The following is a 17201-nucleotide window of genomic DNA, read 5'->3' as shown; positions in this document are numbered from 1 at the left end:
TGCAAGCGCGAGTTCCGGCCGGACACCCGAGGAGTTCGCGCGGCTTGACACAGCGTCGGCGAGCGTCGCCGGCGGGCGCACATGACTGCGCCGACCGGGAACGAGGGCGACATGCGACGGTTGGCTGAATTGGTGGTGCGCTGGCCCTGGGTGGTGGTCGGGCTCTGGGTTGCGGTTGCGGTCGCGCTACCGCTGACATTGCCATCCCTGAGCGAGATGGCCCAGAAGCATCCACTCGCCATCTTGCCCGCCGATGCACCGTCGAGCGTCACCGCCCAAAAGATGACCCAGGCATTCCACGAGTCCGGCTCAGAAGACCTTTTGCTGGTGGTCCTCACCGACGACAAGGGCCTTGGGCCCAGCGACGAAGCCACTTACCGCAAGCTGGTGGAGGCGCTGCACCAGGACACCCGAGATGTTTCGATGGTGCAGGACTTCGTCAGCAGCCCGCCGCTGCGCTCGGTCGTGACCAGCAAGGATCGCAAAGCTTGGGTGTTGCCGGTCGGGGTTGCCGGCGAGTTGGGCACCCCGCAGTCCTACGCCGCATTCAATCGGGTCGGCGACATCGTCAAACGCGAGGTCGCGGGAACGTCGCTGACCGCGAACGTCACCGGCCCCGCCGCCACCGTCGCCGACCTCACGGTGGCGGGCGATCGCGATCGCCTCCCGATCGAGCTTGCCATCGCCGTTCTTGTGCTCATCGTCCTGTTGGTGATCTACCGCAGCGCGGTCACCATGCTGCTCCCGCTGCTGACCATCGGGACGTCCCTGGTGATCGCTCAGGCGGTGGTGGCGGGCTACTCCCAGTTGACCGGCTCGGGCGTCTCAAACCAGTCCATCGTGTTTCTGAGCGCCATCATGGCCGGCGCAGGAACGGACTACGCGGTCTTTCTGATCAGCCGCTATCACGACCATTTGCGGTCCGGCGCGGATCCCGATCAGGCGGTCAAGGGCGCAATGATCTCGATCGGGAAGGTGATCGGCGCATCGGCCGCCACCGTCGGGATCACGTTTCTTCTCATAAGCTTCGCTCGAATGGGGGTCTTCAAAACCGTCGGGGCGTCGTCGGCGATCGGGATCGGCGTAGCATTCCTGGCCGCGGTGACGCTGCTACCGGCAATTTTGGTGCTCGCGGGACCACGTGGGTGGGTCAAGCCACGACGCGAACTCAGCGCCAGGTTCTGGAGGCGCTCGGGCATCCGCATCGTGCGGCGGCCCACGGTCAATCTGCTTGTCAGTGTGCTCGTGTTGATCATCCTGGCCAGCTGCGCCGGCTTGGTGCGCTACAACTACGACGATCGCAAGGCCTTGCGCTCATCCGCTCCGAGCTCCATCGGATATGCCGCGCTGGATCGCCATTTCCCGGTGAACCAGTCCATCCCGGAATACATCCTCGTCCGATCACCGCATGACCTCCGCACGCCGAAGGCCCTTGCGGACTTGGAGCAGATGGCGGATCGAGTCAGCCAACTGCCGAATGTCGCTGCGGTCAGCGGTATTACGCGTCCCACCGGAAACGTGCCAGAACAGTTCAGGGCCACCTATCAGGCCGGCGCGATCGGCGCCCTCCTGGCCGACGGATCCACCCAGATCAACGGCCACGCAGGCGACCTCAACCGGCTGGTCGCCGGGGCCGGCACGCTGGCGAACAGCCTCGGCGATGTCCGCGGCCAGGTCAGCCAGCTGGCTGCCAGCTTGGAGGAATTGCAAAATGCCTTCTCGTCGGCGAAAGCCCAGTACAGCGGCGACGCTCTGGTCAAGCAGGTCGACATCGCGGCCCAACTCGTCGACCATGTCAACTCGCTCAGCAACACGATGGGCTGGAATTTTTCGGCGGCCAAGAACGTGTTCGCCTGGATAGGCCCGGTACTGATGGCGCTGCAGGGCAACCCGATCTGCGATGCCGATCAATCGTGCAGCGCCACCCGGGGGACCTTCGAGCAGCTGGTTGGCTCACGCGACCAAGCAGACCTCGACGCGATCAACGATTTGGCCCATCAACTGCAGGATTATCAGGACAAGCGGGCACTGAAAGCCTCGACGGATCGCGTGCGTGCCGCCTTGGGAAAGCTCACCAAGGTGATGCACTCCATGGGGATGGACAAACCCGGTGGCCTGCAAGCGAACTTGAGCAGCGTGCAGGACGGCGCCGACCGACTCGCCGGTGGGAGCCGGCAAGTGGCCGACGCAGTGGCTCAGCTCGTCGACCAAGTCAAACAGCTCGGTGCGGGGCTCAGTGAGTCCGCGGCGTTTCTGTTATCGCTGAAGCGGGATGCGGCGCAGCCCGCAATGGCCGGCTTCAACATCCCGCCCCAGCTGCTGCATTTGGAGGAGTTCCAGAAGGCGGCCAAGGTCTTCATTTCGCCGGACGGGCACTCGGTGCGGTATCTGGTTCAGACCAAACTCAACCCCTTCAGCACCGAAGCCATGGACCAGGTCAATGCGATCACCTCGGCGGCTCGGGGAGCGCAACCGAACACCGCGTTGGCGGACGCCGACGTATCGATGGCCGGATACACCGTAGGGTTGAAGGACACCCGCGACTACTACCAACATGACATCAGGTTCATCATCGCGGTGACCCTCCTCGTCGTGCTGCTCACGTTGATCGCGCTGCTGCGCGCGATAGTCGCCCCGCTGTATCTGGTCGCTTCGGTGGTTGTTTCGTACTTGTCAGCGGTGGGCATCGGCGTCCTGGTGTTTCAGTACCTCCTCGGCCAACAGCTGCATTGGAGTGTGCCCCCGCTGGCGTTTGTGGTGTTGGTCGCGGTGGGAGCCGACTACAACATGCTGCTCGTTTCGCGAATGCGTGATGAATCGCCAAACAGCATGCGTTACGGCATCATTCGCACTTTGGGTTCCACCGGCGGCGTAATCACCGCGGCAGGTCTTATCTTTGCCGCCTCCATGTGCGGCCTGCTGTTTTCCAGCATCAGCACCGTGGTCCAGGGCGGCTTCGTGATCGGTGCCGGAATTTTGCTGGACACCTTTCTGGTGCGCACCATCACCGTTCCCGCCATCGCTGCGCTGGTGGGATCGGCGAACTGGTGGCCGTCACGAGCGGGGCTACGGCGGGCACCGGTCCGACGCGCCGAGCCGCAGCCCAATTAGCGCGCGCACATGAGGTGTGTGAGACTACGAAACGATTCAAGCGGTCAGGAGTAGGGATGAAGAAACTACTCGCAGGAGTCACGGTGCTGGTAACTGTCGGCGCCACAGGATTTTTCGGCGTTGTCACCGCGACGGCCGACGACACACCGATCGGTGGTCCCCCGACCCCCGGGGCGCCGGGTGACCAAACCGCCTTCGCCCTCGGCGGCGCTCACGTGCTTGGCATCCCTTACGACGAATACATCCGCCAGGAGGGCGCCCAGTGGTTCCCCGGCCAGAAGCGAGAGATCGTCCGCTACCCGGCAGGCCAGGTTCAGGGCCACGTGCTGGAGCGACTCTTCCCGGGCATCGGCAAAGTCGGCGATGATCTGTTCCCCGGCCTGGGCCTCGACGGCCCCAGCGTCGGCGAGTCGGTCGACGTGGGAGTGAACAATCTCGATGCGGCGATCAGAACCGGTCGCCCCGGCACGGCGATCGGCTTATCCGAGGGCGGGTTCGTGGTCGACGGCGAGCAGGCCAGACTGGCCAACGACCCGACAGCTCCCCCGCCGGACAAACTGAACTTCGCCACGTTCGGCGACCCCATCGGGCGTCACGCCTTCGGTCAGAGCTTTTTGACCTCCGTGTTCGGAGTCGGCAGCGTCGTTCCCGCGCTCGACTACACCATGCCACCGCCGTATGAGAGCCAGTACGACACAAACCGGTTCGTGGCCGCGTACGACTCGATCGCGGACTTCCCGGACCGGCCGGACAACATGTTCGCCCTCGCCAACACGCTGCTAGGCCTCGCCACGGGTCACACCGCGGTGGCCTTCACCAACCCGAGCATGGTGCCGCCGCAGAACATCAGGACGACCATCAACTCCCGCGGCGCCAAAGACACCACGATCATGGTCCCCGAACAGCACCTTCCGCTGGTCATGCCGCTGAAATACATCGGGATACCGGAGGACACGTTGAACAAGCTGGACGCAATCCTGATCCCCCGGGTGAACGCGGGTTACTCGCGAAACGACGACCCGGCGACCGCTCCGGTCCAGGTGGACCCGGCGCACGGCTTCGACCCAGCGGAAGTCACCGCGCCGGCCAACCAGGCGACCTTCGGCGGCGGCGCCGACCCGTTTTCCCAAATCCTCAGCGGCGCCACGTCCGTGTTGTCCCACGGCGCCGGCTGACACGCGCCTATGTCTCAACTGTCTCAACCAACGATTCTGTCCATGTTGCACGGACGTGCCAGCATGCGGCCCGACGACGTGGCGTACACCTTCACCCGCTACGAGGACGACTGGGCGGGTGTTCCGGACAGCCTCACCTGGTCGCAACTGGCCCGCCGAACTCTCAATGTGGCGCAAGAACTAGGCCCGCACGGGTCGATCGGAGACCGGGCGGTGATCCTGGCCCCCCAGGGCCTCGATTACATCGCGGCCTTCCTGGGGTCCATGCAGGCCGGGCTCATCGCGGTCCCGCTCCCACTGCCGCATCGCGGTTCGAGTCACGAGCGGATAGCCGCGGTCCTTGCCGATACGTCGCCCTCGGTCGTCCTCACCACGTCCGACGTCGCGGAAGACGTGGCGGAATACGTCGATCAAACGCGCATGGAAGACGTGCCCAAGATCGTCGAAGTCGATTCGATGAATCTCGACGTAGCCGGCGGACGCGGCGTCCCGACCGCTGATCTGCCCAGCATCGCGTACTTGCAGTACAGCTCGGGCTCGACCCGCACACCTACGGGCGTGACCATCTCGCACCGTAACCTGCAGGTAAATTTCGAGCAGTTGATGCGCAGCTTCTTCGCGCCACCACATGCCAAGGCTCCAACGAACGCCACGATGGTGTCGTGGTTGCCGTTTTACCATGACATGGGCTTGGTGCTGGGGGTGTGCGCGCCGATCCTGGGCGGCTATCGCGGCGAGCTGATGAGCCCGGTTGCCTTCCTGGAAAGGCCGGCCAGATGGATGCGATCCCTGGCCGAGAATCCGTCTTCTTGGTCGGCGGCGCCCAACTTCGCCTTCGACCTGGCGGCTCGCAAAACAAGTGACGGGGACCTCGCCGGGCTTGACCTGTCGGGTGTGCTGGGCATCATCAGCGGTGCCGAACGCGTCGAGCCGGCCACTTTGAACCGCTTCGTCGACCGATTTGCTCACTTCAATTTTCGGGACGACATGCTGCGTCCTTCCTACGGCTTGGCCGAAGCAACCGTCTTCGTGGCGAATGGCACCTGGGGTGACTCGTCGACGGTTCATTTCGACCTCGACGAGCTGGCCGCGGGTCGGGCGCGGCGGTGTGCGGGGACAGGCGCCGCGCTGGTGAAGTACAGCGTGCCGCAATCGCCCACGCTGCGAATCGTCGACTGCGACACGAACCGCGAGTGCCCGCCGGGGTCGGTCGGCGAGATCTGGGTGCATGGCGCCAACGTGGCCGAGGGCTACTGGAACAAACCGCCGGAGGAGCAGACCTGCTTCGGCGCAACGCTCGTCGACCCGTCCCCCGGCACTCCCGACGGACCCTGGCTGAAAACCGGCGACCTCGGTTTCATTTATTCCGGTGAGCTGTTCATCGTCGGCCGCATCAAGGATCTGCTCATCATCCGCGGGCGTAACCACTACCCGGAAGACATCGAGGCGACGGTCCAGGAGATCACCGGTGGCCGGGTCGCGGCGATATCGGTTCCGGTGAACAGTACCGAGAAACTCGTCACCGTCATCGAGGTCAAGAAGCCCGGCGACGCCGACGAGGAGGCGATGCGCTGGTTGGACTCCGTCAGGGCCGACGTCACCTCCGCCATCTCCAATGCGCACGGCGTGAATGTCGGGGACCTCGTCCTGGTCCCGCCCGGCTCGATTCCCACCACCACCAGTGGGAAGATCCGGCGCGCTGCCTGCATCGAGCAGTACAGCCAGCACCGATTCGCGCGCTTGGACGCCTAAGCCCGGTCGGGGCTCGCCGGAGAATGGCAATGCTGGTCACTGTCCTGCTGATGGCGGTCGCCGTCAGTCTCGAACCTTTCCGGATCGGCATGACGGTTCTCATGCTGAACAGGCCGAGACCGGTGCTGCAACTGCTTGCGTTTCTGGCCGGCGGCTACGCAATGGGAATGACGGTGGGCGTGGTTGTCCTGTTCGTCTTTCGGCGCACCTTGCTGGGGTCCGCCCACTGCGCGTTGCCTAAGGTTCAAATTCTGATCGGGTTCCTCGCGCTGCTGATCGCGGTCGTCGTGGCTGTCGACGTCCCCGCGCGGTTGGGGGCGCGCGCGACAAGAATGGCGACGCCCGCTCGACGATTGCTCAGCGGACATTCGTTGTCCGCCGCCGGAATCGCCGGTCTGGGGATCGCGTTGCCGTCGGTCGACTATCTCGCCGCGCTGGCCGTCATCCTGGCCTCCGGCACCGCAGTCCTGACGCAACTAGCCGTGCTCTTGCTGTTCAACGTCGTGGCCTTCGCGCTCGTGGAGTTGCCGCTGCTGGCTTATCTACTGGCGCCCAAGGCAACCGCAACTTCGGTGGCGGCGCTGCACAACTGGGTTCGATCGCGTCGCCGCCTTGACGTGGCCGTCGTGCTGGCCGCGGTCGGGTGTGTGGTGCTCGCGCTCGGCGTGGCGGGGCTTTGACCCTTTCTCAGACGGCGCGTAATCGCTGACTAATAATGAGTCCAACCGCAGCGGCAAAGGAGCCAGCATGAGCACCACCAGCACCGAACGTCGGATCCGCGTCATCCAATGGACCACCGGGAACATCGGGCGACGCTCGCTGCACGCCATCATCGGCAGGCCGGACATGGAACTGGTCGGGGTGTATGCACACGGCGCGGACAAGGTCGGAGTGGATGCGGCCGAGCTGGCCGGCTGGCCGGAACCGACGGGCGTGCAGGCGACGAACGACATCGACGCGCTGCTTGCGCTGGGCGCCGACGCCTGTTGCTATAACCCGTTGTGGCCCAACGTCGATGAGCTGGTGCGGTTGCTGGAATCCGGCGTCAACGTCTGCTCCAGCGCGGCCTGGATCACTGGGGGCAAGCAGACGCCCGAGGACCGCGAGCGGATCGCGGACGCCTGCAAGCGAGGCGGTTCGACGATCTTCGGCAGCGGCGCGCACCCGGGCATGACCAACATGGTGGGCATGGTCCTGTCCGGCGCCTGCGAACGCGTCGACGAGATCCGCATCACCGAGTCGGTGGACTGCTCGACGTACGAATCCGCGGAAACCCAAACGGCAATGGGCTTTTCGCAGGACCCTGATACTCCTGGGCTGGCGGAAAGCGTGCGACGCGAAAGCGAGGTCTTCGCCGAATCGGCCGCCATGATGGCCGACGCGATCGGGGCGAAGCTGGACCGGATGACGTTCGACGTCACCTTCACCCCCGCCACCGGGGATTCCGATCTGGGCTTCATGACGATTCCCGCGGGAACGGTGGGCGGCGTCTATGGCTACCACCGCGGCTGGGAGGGTGACCGCAACGTCGTCAGCGTCGGGTTCAACTGGACCATGGGCAGTCATGTGGTGCCGCCCAAACCGTTGGAGCACGGCCACGTCATCCAGGTGTTCGGGCTGCCCAACATGCGCACCGTCCTGCATTGCCTGCCGCCCAAGGATTGGACGGAGCCAGGATTCATGGGATTGGGAATGATCTACACGGCGATGCCGGTCACTAATGCGGTCCCGGCCGTGGTAGCCGCCGAGCCCGGGATCGTCACCCTGGCCGATCTCCCGCCGGTCACCGGCCGCGTGGCCCGCTAGGCCGCACCATATGCGGTTAACCACATCGAAGGGCCCCGGAGGAACGCTTGCGTGCACTAAGGTTTAGAGTGCTTAGCTGAGCAAATAGTCGGGAGACAGCGGTGTCGTCGACGACATAGGTGAGCTTTGCGGCAATGCCCGGACGGCGGGCAATCGGAAGGCGGTCAGGTGGTGGCTAGTCCAGGCTCGGGTCCACGTACTGGCACCGTGACCCGTGTGCTCAAGCGGGCGTGGATACCGCTGGTATTGGTGGTCGTCCTGGCCGTCTCGGCATTGATTGTGTCGCGCCTCCACAAGATTTTCGGCTCTCAAGACCTCAACGCGAACGCCGGCAAGGGGATCGAAATCGTGCAGTTCAACCCGAAGGTCGTCGTCTACGACATCACCGGGCCACCCGGGGCCACCGCGAACATCAACTATTGGGACGAGAATGCCAACACCCACCAGGTGAACGCGGCGCCGCTGCCGTGGTCGACCACCATCTCGACGACCTTGCCGTCGGTCAGCGCGAACATCATGGCGCAAAGCGACAGCGGTGAAATCAGCTGCAAGATCACCGTGGACGGCGTCGTGCGCGAACAGCGGAGTTCCGACGGCCACAACGCCCAGACCTTCTGCCTGGTGAAGTCCGCATGAGCAACACGAGCAACGAAACCCAACGTGACCTGAGCGCCGCCGACACCGGCCCGATCAACAGCAAGGGCCTGTCCAAGGCCGAGCGGGGCCACCGCCCGTACCTGCCGCACGCGATCCGCATCTTCGCTGTGCCGATCATTCTGGTCTGGTTGTTCGTGACGGTCCTGGTGAACGTCATCGTTCCGACACTGGAAAAAGTCGGTGAAGCCCACTCGGCGCCGATGACACCGCTGGACGCGCCGTCGATGAAGGCGATGATGCGCCTGGGCCACAACTTCCACGAATTCGACTCCAACAGCACGGTGATGATCGTGTTGGAGGGCCAGCAACCCCTAGGTCCCGACGCGCACCAGTACTACGACAAGCTGATTCGGCAACTCCGCCAGGACCCCAAGCACATTCAGCACATTCAGGACTTCTGGGGCGACCGACTGACGGCCGCGGGTGCACAGAGCGCCGACGCCAAGAGCGCCTACGTGCAGGTGAACCTCGCCGGTAACCAGGGCACCACGCTGGCCAACGAGTCCGTGGACGCGGTCCGCAAGGTGATCGAGGAGAACAAGGCGCCGCCCGGCGTGAAGGCCTACGTCACGGGCCCCGCCGCGCTGTCCGACGATATGCACATCATCGGTAACGCCAGCCTGGCCAAGATCACGCTGTTCACCCTCGGCGCCATCGCGATCATGTTGCTGCTGGTCTACCGGTCCATCGTCACCACGCTGGTGCAGCTGTTCATGACCTTTGTCGCGCTGGCGTGTTCGCGGGGGGTCGTCGCGGTTCTGGCGTACCACAACGCGTTCGGGCTCACCACCTTCGCCGCCAACATCCTGACCATGTTGGCGATCGCCGCGGGGACGGACTACGGCATCTTCCTGATCGGCCGCTATCAGGAGGCGTTGGCCGCGGGCGAGGACCGAGAAACCGCGTACTACACCACATTCAAAAGTGTCGCACCGGTCGTCTTGGGGTCCGGCCTGACGATCGCGGGTGCGACCTATTGCCTCAGTTTCTCGCGGCTCCCGTGGTTCAACACCATGGGTGCGCCGGTGGCGATCGGCATGATCGTCGTGGTGCTGGCCGGCGTCACGCTGGGGCCCGCGGTGGTCTTCGTCGGCAGCCGCTTCCACCTGTTCGAGAGGCAGGCCAAGCGTGGCCGGCTGTGGCGCCGGGTGGGTACCGCCGTAGTACGTTGGCCGGCACCGGTTTTGGCCGTCAGCGCCGCGGTTGTGCTGGTCGGCATGATCGCCCTGCCAAGCTTCCACACGAGCTACAACGACCGCCATTACCTGCCTTTGTCGGCGCCGTCTAATCAAGGACAAGAGGCCGCGAACCGGCATTTCTCCGAGGCACGGATGAACCCGGACCTGTTGATGGTCGAATCCGACCATGACATGCGAAACCCCGCCGACATGCTGGTGCTGGACCGGGTGGCCAAAAACGAGATGCGCACGCTGGGCATCGCCATGGTCCAGGACATCACCCGGCCACTGGGCATTCCGATCCAGCACAGCTCCATACCGTTTCAGAACAGCGTCCAGAGTCAGACGACGATGCAAAACATGAGCTTCCTCAAGGAACGCATCGCCGACATCCTCCGGATGGCCGACGACCTGCAGACCCAGATCGAAACCACGCAACGCCAATACGAGGTGTCGCTGGACTTGGCCAACGCCGCCGACGACAGCGCGAAGACCACCGCGGTGACGTCGCAGATCACCGACACCCTGCGTGACCACATCGCGGATTTCGACGACACCTTCCGGCCGATACGCAGCATCTTCTACTGGGAGCGGCACTGCTACGACATTCCCGTGTGCATCGGGCTGCGCTCGCTGTTCGACACGTTCGACGGGTTCGACCAGCTCGCCGAGCAATTCCACTATCTGACAGCCGACATCGCGCACACCGCCAAGGCCACCCATGACCTGAATGCGCTGTTCCCCACGCTGATCACCACGCTGAAGACCACCCGGGGCATCACGCTGACGCTGTATCAGACGTTCAAGGCGATGATCGACCAGATGGAGGCGATGAGCAACACCTCGATCGTGATGGGTCAAAGCTTCGACGCATCGAAGAACGACGACTTCTTCTACCTGCCGCCCGAGGCCTTCGACAACCCGGACTTTCAGACCGGCCTTCGAATGTTCTTGTCGCCGGACGGTAAATCGGCGCGATTCTTCATCACGCACCAGGGCGACCCGATGTCGCCCGAGGGCATCGCGCAAGTCGACGCCGAACGCACCGCCGCGCAGGAGGGTCTCAAGCAGTCGTCGCTGTCCGACGCCCGGGTCTATCTGGGCGGGACCGCCGCGACGTTCAAAGACATGGCCGACGGCGAAAAGTACGACCTGATGATCGCCGTGGTGTCCGCCCTGACGCTGATCTTCATGATCATGCTGCTGCTCACCCGCAGCGTGGTGGCCGCGTTGGTCATCGTCGGCACCGCGGCCAGCTCGATCGCGGCGTCGTTCGGTCTGTCCGTGCTGATTTGGCAGGACCTGTTCGGCATCAGGATCCACTGGATCGTGATGGCGCTGTCCGTGATCATCTTGCTGGCCGTCGGATCCGACTACAACCTGTTGCTGGTCTCCCGCTTCAAAGAAGAGATCCATGCCGGCCTCAAGACGGGAATCATCCGGTCGATGGCGGGTACCGGCGGGGTGGTGACCGCGGCGGGTCTGGTGTTCGCGTTCACCATGGCGGCCATGTTGGGCAGCGACTTGCGGGTGCTGGGGCAGTTCGGTTCGACGGTGTGCATCGGTCTGCTGCTCGACACGCTTGTCGTGCGCACGTTGCTGATGCCGTCGATCGCGACGCTGCTGGGCCGTTGGTTCTGGTGGCCGCAAGTCGTGCATCCGCGGGGCGACAACGCGCGGCGGCCGGTGGTGGCAGCCGCCGTCTGAGGCGTCTCAGGCCGTCGGGAGCTGCACGACGACGGCGACGGCTCCCGCGCCGACGTGAAGCGCCAGCACCGGACCCAACGGGGTGATGATCGCGGGCTCGCAGGCCGGTAACCGCCGCGCCAGGGTCGCGGCCACCTCCATGGCGCCGTCCGGGTTGGCGACGTGATGCACCGCCAGGGCGGCGGGGCCGTCGCCGGCGACCTCGCAGACCCGGTCGATCATCGCCTCCGTCGCGTGGCTCACGGTGCGCACCCGTTGCGCCAGTACGAGTTTCCCGTCGTCGATGCGCAGCAACGGCTTGAGCGCCAGCGCGGTGCCCAGCCACGCCTTGGCCCCGCCGATCCGCCCGCTGCGGCGCAGGTTGTCCAATCGATGCACCACCATGAACGCATGGGTCTGGCGCGCAGCCGAATTCGCCGCCTCGGCGACCGCGTCAAGGTCGCCGCCCGCGGCCGCCACCCGCGCGGCCGCCAGCGCGACGAAGCCGGTGCCCATCGCGGTCGACTTCGAGTCGACGACCCGCACGTGAGCGTCCAGGTCCGCGGCCGTCCGTTGGGCGGCGGCGCAGGTGCCCGACAGCGCGGACGAAATGTGCACCGCCACCACGCCGTCTCCGCCGCTGTCGGCCAGCGCCTGCTGATACGCGTCGGCCAGTTCGGCGGGAGTGGCCGCCGCGGTGGTCGCGTAGCGCTGGTAGATGTCGTCGGGGATCTGGTCCACACCGTCACGCAGATCGACGCCGTCGAGCAGAATGTGCAGCGGGACAACGCGAATCGCCCACTTGTCGAGTAGGTCGGCGGGCAAGCGCGCCGACGCGTCGGTCACCACAACGACGGGCATGGTCAGCCGTGCGGTTTCTCGGCCACCACGCCAGCTTCGGCCAGCGCCTTGAGCATCAGTTCGGCAACCGCCTGGTGCGCTTGGAAATTCCAGTGGATGCCGTCGGGATTGCCCCGGCCGGACATGATCTGTTCGGCGACGGCGGCTTTCAAGTCGACGAGGGGCACATCGTGGGTCTGCGCCCACTCGGTGATCGCCGCCGCCGTTCCCGCGCGGCCGTGGTGGGCCCGGCCGTAGGTGTCGGCGATGTGCACCGAGGGCAGCGACGCCACCATCGGAATCCCGGGACGGTTGAAATCGATTGCGGCGCGGGTTAGTTCGAGGTATTCGACGCTCAGGTGCGGCGGCAGCGCCGGCCTGGCGACCGGTGAGAGCCGGGGTTGTAGCCAGCCGTAGCCGTCGCGGACCCAGCGCCGCAAGCGCGGCGGCCGCACGTAGCGGATGAGTTCTCGTAGCGCGGTCGGCAGCACCGACGGCAGCGAATCCATGCCGCCGGTGGCGAAGACGACGGCGCCCGCCCGGGGCAGAGCCGCCCAGGCGCGCGGGTCCTGCGTGGCCGCCCACCAGACGTCACGACAGGTCCAGCCGATGCGACCGATGAGTTCGACATCCCAATCCAATTGGCTGGCAACGATGTTCGGCCAAATGCGGGGATCATCGGCGGGCAGGCCGCCGGTGGGCCCGTAGTACGCCAGGGAGTCGGCGAAGATCAGCAGCGTCGGACGCGCCTCAGAGGACATCGTTGGACACCTGCGCCGAAGCGTTCCACACGTCGAGACGCCAGCGGATGTCGTCCAAACCCGCGGATTGCTCGTCGGAGTGACCGGAAAGCTGAACCCAGCTGGCATTTCCCATGCCGCCCAGCACCGGCCAGTTGGCGACCGGAAGTTTCAGCAGCGCGGCCGACAGCGCGGCGATCAGGCCGCCGTGGGCCACCAGCACCACCGGCCGATCGGCGTGCTGGGGGTCACCCCACTCCGGTTCACCGGACACCAGCTCGGCGACCAGCGGCACGCTGCGGGCGGCCACGTCGACGCGACTCTCGCCGCCGTGCGGCGCCCAGGTGGCGTCCTCGCGCCAGGCCAGCCGGGCGCCCGGAGCCTGCGCGTCGACGTCGGTGTGCGTCAGTCCCTGCCAGTCACCGAGGTGGGTTTCACGCAACCGCTCGTCCACCCGGATCGGCAGGCCGGTCCGCTCCCCCAGCCTGACCGCGGTGTCGTAGGCGCGATGCAGATCCGACGACACGATCAGCAACGGCTGCAGCTTGCCGAGGACCTCGGCGGCGGCTATCGCCTGGGCGCGGCCGAGCTCGCTGAGTTGGGAATCCAGCTGCCCCTGCATCCTGCTACCGGCGTTGTACTCGGTTTGCCCGTGCCGCAACATGATCAGTCGACGAATCGTCATGGCGTGCCCGTCGAGTCGTCGGGTTCGTCGGTCAGGTCCACGTGCACCACGGGGCAGTCTCCCCACAACCGGTCCAGGGCGTAGAAGTCGCGGTCATCCTGGTGCTGGATGTGCACGACGATGTCGCGGTAGTCCAGCAGCGTCCAGCGGCCCTCCCGGGTGCCCTCCCGGCGCGCGGGCTTGTAGCCCGCCTTGCGCATCTTCTCCTCGACCTCGTCGACGATGGCGTTGACCTGCCGCTCGTTGGACCCCGATGCGATCACGAAGCAGTCGGTGATGACCAGCTGGCCCGACACGTCGATCACGATGACGTCGTCGGCCAGCTTCGAGGCGGCCGCGCCGGCGGCCACGGTCGCCATGTCGATGGCCTCCTGCGTGGCGCTCATGTGTTGTTCCCGGCGGGCAGGGTTGATCGGCTCACGGTGTCCTTCGAGTGTTCGCCGGCGCGGTACAGCCGGCGCTTGGAGACGTATTGCACGACTCCGTCGGGCATCAGGTACCACAGGGGCCGGTGCTGTTCGGCGCGCAGCCGGCAATCGGTCGACGAGATGGCCAGCGCGGGGATCTCGACGAGCGTCAGCACATCCTCGGCCAGCTCGCCCAGCACACCGGTGATGTGTTCGCGCCGGAGCTCATATCCGGGCCGGCTGACGCCGACGAATCGCGCCAGGTCGAACATCTCCTGCCAGCCCTGCCACGAGAGGATGGAGGCGAGCGCGTCGGCGCCGGTGATGAAGTACAGCTGCGAATCCGGGTTGAGTGCGTGCAGATCCCGCAGGGTGTCCTTGGTGTAGGTGGGCCCGGCGCGGTCGATGTCGACCCGGCTCACCGAGAAGCGCGGGTTGGACGCGGTGGCGATCACCGTCATCAGGTACCGGTCCTCCGCCGCGGAAACGTGCCGGTCTTTTTGCCAGGGCTGCCCGCTGGGCACGAAGACCACTTCGTCGAGGTCGAACAGGTCGGCGACCTCGCTGGCGGCAACCAGGTGCCCGTAATGGATGGGATCGAATGTCCCACCCATCACACCCAGCCTGCGCAGCTCCTTTTGCACGATTTGCCAGCTTACTTGAGCCGGCGATGGCGCCCCATTCCGTCGCAGCGGCCACAGCAGCCACAGCACACTCCGCCGAGTGTCACGCTGGCGTGACTCTCGCCTCGCGCAGTCACGCTGGCGTGACGCGGGGGAACGCGGGCGACGCGGCAACCGCGCCTAGACCGGCAGCAACTGGTCGATCACTGCGGCCAACTGCTTGGCCGACCGGCATTCGTGCATCGTGATGACCTCTTGGTAGCGCGGCACGGCCGAGTCGCCGCTGCCCCACAGATGCTTGGGCTCGGGATTGAGCCAGTGCGCGTGCCGGCTGGCGGTCACCATGTGGGACAGCAGCTCGGTCTCCGGATTGCGGTAGTTGGTGCGCCCGTCGCCGAGCACCAGCAGCGAGCTGCGTGGCGACAGCACGTTGGGGAACGCCTGCATGAACGACGCGAACGCGTTGCCGTAGTCGGAATGCCCGTCGCGGCTGAACACACCGGCCTCCCGGGTGATCCGCTGGATCGCCACGGCCAGATCGGCATCCGGGGAGAACATGTGCGTCACCTCGTCGGTGGTGTCGATGAAGGCGAAGACCCGGACGCGCGAAAACTGCTGGCGCAGGGCGTTTACCAGCAGCAGGGTGAAGTGGCTGAAACCTGCCACCGATCCGGACACGTCGCACAGCACCACCAGTTCCGGCCGGGCCGGGCGTGGCTTGGCCAGCACCACGTCGATCGGCACGCCGCCGGTCGACATCGACTTGCGCAGTGTCTTGCGCAGGTCGATCACGCCCGCGCGCGACCGCCGCCGCCGGGCCGCGAGCCGGGTGGCCAGCGTGCGGGCCAGCGGCGCAACGACCCGTTGCATCTGGCGCAGCTGTTCGCCCGAGGCGCGCAGGAACTCGACGTTCTCCGAAAGCTGTGGAATGCCGTACATCTGGACGTGATCGCGGCCGAGTTGTTCGGCGGTGCGCCGTTTGGTCTCGGCGTCGACCAGCTTGCGCAACTGCGAAATACGTTGTGCGGCCATGGCTTTGGCAATCTGCTCTTGGGTGGGCGTGGGCTCGTCGCCGTACGGGGCGAGCAGCCCCGCCAGCAGCTTGCCCTCCAATTCGTCCAGCGCCATCGCCTTGAGCGCCTGGTAGGAGGAGAACGAGGGCCCGCGGCTGGAACTGTACTTGCCGTAGGCCTCCACGATGCGGGCGATCATCGCGACGAGGCGCTCGTCCATGTCGGCGAGGTCGGGGTTCTCGTTGAGCAGGTCCAGCAGCATCTGCCGCATCGCCTCGACGTCGTCGGGCGGCAACGAGTCGTCGCCCTGCGGCCCGTCGGCTCCTTCGTCGGTGACCACCGCGCGTGCACCCAGCGCCGCCGGGAACCACAGGTCGAACATGGCGTCGTAAGTGTCGCGGTGGTCGGGTTGGCGCAGCACGGCGCAGGCGATGCCCTCGCGCAGCACCTCACGGTCGCCCAGGCCCAGGGTCGCCATCACCCGACCGGCGTCCACCGTCTCGGACGGTCCTACCGAAATGCCAACCCCGCGAAGAGCTTCGACGAAGCCCACCAGGTGGCCCGGCAGCCCGTGCGGGGCGAGCGGCCGGGTGGGGCGGATGCGGCGGGGGGCCATGGGTTCCTAGTTCAACCGGAGCTCGCCGCTTGCGCGCTGCTGATCGGATTGATGCTTGAGCACGACGCCCAACGTGGCGGCAACGACGGCGTCGTCGATGGTGTCCAGGCCCAGCGCCAGCAGGGTGCGACCCCAGTCGATGGTCTCGGCGATGGACGGCACCTTCTTGAGTTGCATGCCGCGCAGCACGCCGATGATGCGCACCAGCTCATCGGCGAGGTGCTGGGGCAACTCGGGCACGCGCGACAACAGGATGCGGCGCTCCAGTTCGGGACTGGGAAAGTCGATGTGCAAGAACAGGCAGCGACGCTTGAGGGCCTCGGACAACTCCCGGGTCGCGTTAGAGGTCAGCACGACGAACGGCGTCCGCTCCGCGGTGATCGTGCCCAGTTCGGGGACCGTCACCGCGAAGTCGGACAGCACCTCGAGCAGCAGGCCCTCGATCTCGATGTCGGCCTTGTCGGTCTCGTCGATCAGCAGCACGGTGGGCTCGGTGCGCCGAATGGCGGTGAGCAGCGGCCGCTGCAGCAGAAACTCCTCGCTGAACACGTCGTCCTTGGTTTGCTCCCATTCGCCAGAGCCGGCCTGGATGCGCAGGATCTGCTTGGCGTGGTTCCACTCGTACAGGGCGCGTGCCTCGTCCACCCCCTCGTAGCACTGCAGGCGCACCAGCCCCGAATCGGTCGCCTGGGCGACGGCGCGGGCCAGCTCGGTCTTGCCGACACCGGCGGGGCCCTCCACCAGCAACGGCTTGCCGAGCCGGTCGGCCAGGAACACGGCGGTGGCGGTGGCGGTGTCGGGCAGGTAACCGGTCTCGGCCAACCGTCGCGAGACGTCGTCGATGTCGGCGAACAACGGCCTGGGCCGGGCGGGCACACTCACTGTCTGGGTTCTCCTAAAGCATTTTTCTTC

14 protein-coding genes are annotated in these 17201 nt (G+C 65.9%); 7 read left to right on the top strand and 7 right to left on the bottom strand.

Features of this window, described 5'->3' with window-relative positions:
* The first annotated feature begins 111 nt into the window (after positions 1-111).
* The 7 genes from ACEL92_RS09000 to ACEL92_RS08970 all read left to right on the top strand — a co-directional run bounded on the left by ACEL92_RS09000 (position 112) and on the right by ACEL92_RS08970 (position 11386).
* Positions 112-3111, top strand: a complete 3000-nt coding sequence (locus ACEL92_RS09000; RefSeq protein WP_374025245.1) for an RND family transporter — start codon at positions 112-114, stop codon at positions 3109-3111.
* A gap of 56 nt (positions 3112-3167) precedes the next feature.
* Positions 3168-4286 carry an acyltransferase PE gene (pe, locus tag ACEL92_RS08995; protein ID WP_374025244.1) on the top strand — a complete coding sequence of 373 codons (1119 nt, stop codon included), beginning with the start codon at positions 3168-3170 and terminating at the stop codon, positions 4284-4286.
* 18 nt (positions 4287-4304) lie between these two features.
* Positions 4305-6038 carry an AMP-binding protein gene (locus tag ACEL92_RS08990; RefSeq protein ID WP_374026133.1) on the top strand — a complete coding sequence of 578 codons (1734 nt, stop codon included), beginning with the start codon at positions 4305-4307 and terminating at the stop codon, positions 6036-6038.
* A 29-nt stretch (positions 6039-6067) separates the two neighbouring features.
* Entirely contained in the window at positions 6068-6718 is a 651-nt protein-coding gene (locus ACEL92_RS08985) for a GAP family protein (RefSeq protein WP_374025243.1), read from the top strand.
* A gap of 67 nt (positions 6719-6785) precedes the next feature.
* Complete coding sequence (locus ACEL92_RS08980) at positions 6786-7844, top strand: dihydrodipicolinate reductase (protein ID WP_374025242.1); 1059 nt, start codon at positions 6786-6788, stop codon at positions 7842-7844.
* Positions 7845-8051: 207 nt separating this feature from the next.
* A complete protein-coding gene (locus tag ACEL92_RS08975; RefSeq protein WP_374025241.1) occupies positions 8052-8480 on the top strand; it encodes an MmpS family transport accessory protein in 429 nt (142 codons plus the stop codon).
* Positions 8477-11386, top strand: coding sequence for an RND family transporter (locus tag ACEL92_RS08970; RefSeq protein ID WP_374025240.1), 2910 nt, complete (start codon positions 8477-8479; stop codon positions 11384-11386). The genes ACEL92_RS08975 and ACEL92_RS08970 overlap by 4 nt, the downstream gene beginning before the upstream one ends.
* Positions 11387-11392: 6 nt before the next feature.
* Here ACEL92_RS08970 and ACEL92_RS08965 read toward each other — a convergent pair whose 3' ends face one another.
* The 7 genes from ACEL92_RS08965 to ACEL92_RS08935 form a co-directional block, all read right to left on the bottom strand.
* Positions 11393-12226, bottom strand: coding sequence for a DegV family protein (locus ACEL92_RS08965; RefSeq protein ID WP_374025239.1), 834 nt, complete (start codon positions 12224-12226; stop codon positions 11393-11395).
* A gap of 2 nt (positions 12227-12228) precedes the next feature.
* Positions 12229-12966 carry a diglucosylglycerate octanoyltransferase gene (octT, locus tag ACEL92_RS08960; protein ID WP_374025238.1) on the bottom strand — a complete coding sequence of 246 codons (738 nt, stop codon included), beginning with the start codon at positions 12964-12966 and terminating at the stop codon, positions 12229-12231.
* The gene (gene gpgP, locus ACEL92_RS08955; RefSeq protein ID WP_374025237.1) at positions 12956-13630 is read right to left on the bottom strand and encodes a glucosyl-3-phosphoglycerate phosphatase; all 675 of its coding nucleotides are present in this window, start codon (positions 13628-13630) and stop codon (positions 12956-12958) included. The genes octT and gpgP overlap by 11 nt, the downstream gene beginning before the upstream one ends.
* Entirely contained in the window at positions 13627-14016 is a 390-nt protein-coding gene (rsfS, locus tag ACEL92_RS08950; protein WP_374025236.1) for a ribosome silencing factor, read from the bottom strand. Before rsfS ends, gpgP begins: the two co-directional genes overlap by 4 nt.
* Positions 14013-14669: a nicotinate-nucleotide adenylyltransferase gene (gene nadD / locus ACEL92_RS08945; protein WP_255398626.1), complete on the bottom strand. Its 657-nt coding sequence runs from the start codon at positions 14667-14669 to the stop codon at positions 14013-14015. Before nadD ends, rsfS begins: the two co-directional genes overlap by 4 nt.
* A 171-nt stretch (positions 14670-14840) precedes the next feature.
* Positions 14841-16289 (bottom strand): VWA domain-containing protein, encoded by a 1449-nt coding sequence (locus ACEL92_RS08940; RefSeq protein ID WP_374025235.1) that lies wholly within the window; start codon positions 16287-16289, stop codon positions 14841-14843.
* Positions 16290-16295: 6 nt separating this feature from the next.
* A complete protein-coding gene (locus ACEL92_RS08935) occupies positions 16296-17171 on the bottom strand; it encodes an AAA family ATPase (RefSeq protein WP_374025234.1) in 876 nt (291 codons plus the stop codon).
* Between the last annotated feature and the right edge of the window lie 30 nt (positions 17172-17201).

Origin of the sequence: Mycobacterium hainanense, from assembly GCF_041890355.1 — a bacterium.
In the GTDB taxonomy this organism is placed as follows: Bacteria; Actinomycetota; Actinomycetes; order Mycobacteriales; family Mycobacteriaceae; genus Mycobacterium; species Mycobacterium hainanense.
Note: the sequence above shows the minus strand (reverse complement) of the source record. Positions and strands in the feature narration are given on the sequence as shown.